A 3048-nucleotide genomic window follows, 5' to 3' on the forward strand; every position below is an offset into this window, starting at 1 on the left:
CTCGCAAAGGGCTGGGGTAATTTTAAATTTTACCGCAGTATTATTGGGCGCTTACAGATGAACAATTGGCAAAACAACTTGTTAAAACAAGCGTATTAAAGCATGATGATGAGAAGTGTTTTTGGACGGATACTTATTATTCTTCAAAAGAGGAAATGGAATTAATTTATCAAAGGTATGGATTAGAAATTGTAGACCATTTTGCACAAGATGGTTTAGCACCTCTTTTATCGCAAAAGGTAGACCAATGGGATGAAAATCAGTTCAAAATATGGTGCGATTACCATTATAGTGTGTGCCGTGAACAGTCGGTTCTTGGTGCAAGTAACCATGTTATCATAATTGGCAGAAAATAATGAGATAGAAAAATGTAGTTTTTTCTTGCCGAAGTGATAGTTATTATGTTAGGATATTACCTAAGGAAAGTACCCATGACAGGGTGGTAGCCTCCCGAGTTTTATGATACCGGGCAACCGGAATACATAGGAAGGGAGGTGGCGCCGATGACGGCTTATGAAATTATTTCGATTTTCATTGGGATATTAGCATTGCTGATGTTCTTTGGTAGCTTGATTGTAGCGTTGCTTGCCTTTCTCGATAAGAGAAACAAGCGAAAATAAAAATGCCTATCCTGTCTGCCAACAGGATAAGCGGTGTCCGTAAGGACATTATCTGACCTAAACTCGGAGCATCCACCTTTGGAGTGGGTGCTTTCTGTTTACTTAGATGTTAGCATGTTATCTTTGAGATTTCAAGAAGTTTCGCTTAATTTGGATAAATTTTCACAGTGAGCGTTACTGTTCAGAGGTTAACTGGACTTAAGAAAACTGATGGTGTAGACTGATAACAGTTAAAGCCATCGGTTTTTCTTTATCCAAATATCTTGGACACTCTGTCAAATATATTTGCCGATTCCTCCAGGCGCATCAAAACAAGCATGCTCATGCATTGGCAGAGATAATCGATACTTTCGAAACTCCTAAATGTCACGGCCTGCGCCTGTTTCCGCTTATAATTCCTCAGAAGCCCTTCGGCTTCGTTATTCGTGGCAGGTACTCTGGAGTTATGCAGGAACAGCAGATGATTCTGCATGTATTTCTCCATTCTCAAAAATAAATTATACCCGTCTCTATAATAATTATTTGCCGGAATGTCCCCGTATTCCTTTCTAGCGGTTTCCAGTATCTTCTGATATCTTTTTTCAAATTCGGAAACCTTTTTCAGATCCGGCTCCTGGGGCAGCTGGAAGCCTTTTCGGAAATGGATTATTTCCTGTACCAGTGAACGCATTTCTTTGTTCCAGGTGCGCTCCGGTTCGTTATCTATACTGTCTTTCAGATAACGCAGTACATGAGCAAGACATTCCTGATGATTTGCTCCATAATGATAAATGGTAAGATCATGGTCATGGGCCAGGATTCCCTGATAATCCTCCGTGACAGTACCTTTTACCCCTTCATGCCCTTTTTTCTCACATGCAAAGTATAGGGCTTTTCCGTCCGGTGTCACACAGACATATACCTGACAGTTCTTTCCGTTTTCCCTTGCATTTGTACAGTCTGTATGCATGACAGGGGAAAGCAGCATCTCTGCGCAGGCAGTCCTGCGTTCAGGCTCTGTTTTTAAAGCAAACTCCCTGCTGAGTTTACTTATCATGCCTTTCGAAATATTCAGTTTTCCACCTGTTAAATCCGACAGGAATTTTCTGCTCTCATCAATGGAAGTACAGCAGTTATTATTTAAAAGAAACAGAAATGCCCGGATGCTGCCATCATAATTCACGTCATCAATCACGCCATCCAGAAATGCAGCATGTACACGTTCTCCCGTCTGACTGTTATAATAAACATCTGCATGGTATTCCGTTACATCCAGAACCATACGGATCCTTACCAGTTGTTTTATGATTGTCCTTGCAGTCTTTTTGAAAGCACAGTCTTCAAGGACTTCTTCTGGCGGTGGAAGAAGGATTGCCGGCTGCGTAGGTTCCTGTTTCTTTCGGCTGTGCCCCTTATGACCGGGCTGTCCTCCCGGTTTCCTGCCCGTTTTTTCCCTGTTCTTCTTCCAGCCTGGCTGCTGTTTTATAAAACTGAAGGCGGAGTTCTTTTACTTTATCTAAAGCATCATCTCTTTGTTTTCGGCAAAAAGGACGCGCTTCTCCATCTCCTTTAGCTTCCGTTCGGCTTTTTTCTGCATCGCTTCAAACTCCAGGAGCATATCCTCCAGTACCTGGAACCAGTAATTACGGACACGGATAGTTTCTTTATGCGCTTCCGCTATTTCTGTCTGCAGTTCCAGAATTTTATGTTCATAGTCTCTGCAATCCTTCTGGTGGAGTTCTTTCAGTTTGACATATCTCTCACCGGATTCCAGCTCTTTATTCCTTGCCTGTGCGGCTTTTAGCCGGCACATGAGTGTGATGTAATCATAAGTATCAGGCATACGTTTTCCTCCGGCACAGTTACCATTAAACGCCACTGATAATGTCTGTGATCTTTGAAATATGATCTTCCAGATATTCAATCATTTCCTTTTGTTTTTGGATAAATTCCTCTTGTATCTCAATCTGTTTGAGGTAACCAGCGAGAAGTTTATCACGTTTTTTCAATTCTTCTTTTAAATCGATGTCCATAAGAAAATCTCTCTTTCTTGTGAAAGAGTATAACAAAAACATAGAAAAAAAGTGAATTTCCCAAAATCGTTCTTTCGTCAATCTGACTGTGGATAAGTATTCGTTTTGCGATTGAAAAAGCATTGATATCAGCCATGAAACTTCGAAAATGGGCTCTGGAATCCAGAATCTGGTGTATAACTTTGCCAAAAAAGAACGGCAGGAAAAATTATAAACACAGTTTTTCCTGCCTAAAATGAATATCCACAAAATAAAAAAATAAATTTCGCTATTTTTTACAATGACTTATGCATACCTCTGAACAGTAACTTGTGGATAAAACCGCGGAAACTCAAGAACACAATTATTCTTTTGCTTCATGCCGTTTCATGATATACTAAAAAGAAACGGCGGTGATTCATTATGGCAAGACCTAA

4 protein-coding genes are annotated in these 3048 nt (G+C 40.5%); 1 reads left to right on the plus strand and 3 read right to left on the minus strand.

The window, feature by feature from the left end:
* The first annotated feature begins 65 nt into the window (after window positions 1–65).
* The gene (locus G5A70_RS15360) at window positions 66–356 is read left to right on the plus strand and encodes a hypothetical protein (RefSeq protein WP_173750321.1); all 291 of its coding nucleotides are present in this window, start codon (window positions 66–68) and stop codon (window positions 354–356) included.
* Window positions 357–870: 514 nt separating this feature from the next.
* On the opposite strand, the gene G5A70_RS15850 is transcribed toward G5A70_RS15360, so the two are convergent.
* The 3 genes from G5A70_RS15850 to G5A70_RS15370 form a co-directional block, all read right to left on the minus strand.
* The gene (locus tag G5A70_RS15850; RefSeq protein WP_226853768.1) at window positions 871–1881 is read right to left on the minus strand and encodes an IS66 family transposase; all 1011 of its coding nucleotides are present in this window, start codon (window positions 1879–1881) and stop codon (window positions 871–873) included.
* Between the two features lie 234 nt (window positions 1882–2115).
* Entirely contained in the window at window positions 2116–2442 is a 327-nt protein-coding gene (locus G5A70_RS15855) for a hypothetical protein (RefSeq protein ID WP_226853770.1), read from the minus strand.
* Window positions 2443–2467: 25 nt separating this feature from the next.
* Complete coding sequence (locus tag G5A70_RS15370; RefSeq protein WP_173691475.1) at window positions 2468–2632, minus strand: hypothetical protein; 165 nt, start codon at window positions 2630–2632, stop codon at window positions 2468–2470.
* Window positions 2633–3048 lie beyond the last annotated feature (416 nt).

Origin of the sequence: Blautia hansenii, assembly GCF_013304445.1 — a bacterium.
GTDB lineage: Bacteria > Bacillota > Clostridia > Lachnospirales > Lachnospiraceae > Blautia.

Excerpts from the sequence above, each read along its gene's own strand:
- G5A70_RS15850 (WP_226853768.1), bottom strand. The coding sequence starts at position 1,881 with ATGGTTCTGGATGTAACGGAATACCATGCAGATGTTTATTATAACAGT.
- G5A70_RS15855 (WP_226853770.1), bottom strand. The coding sequence starts at position 2,442 with ATGCCTGATACTTATGATTACATCACACTCATGTGCCGGCTAAAAGCC.
- G5A70_RS15370 (WP_173691475.1), bottom strand. The coding sequence starts at position 2,632 with ATGGACATCGATTTAAAAGAAGAATTGAAAAAACGTGATAAACTTCTC.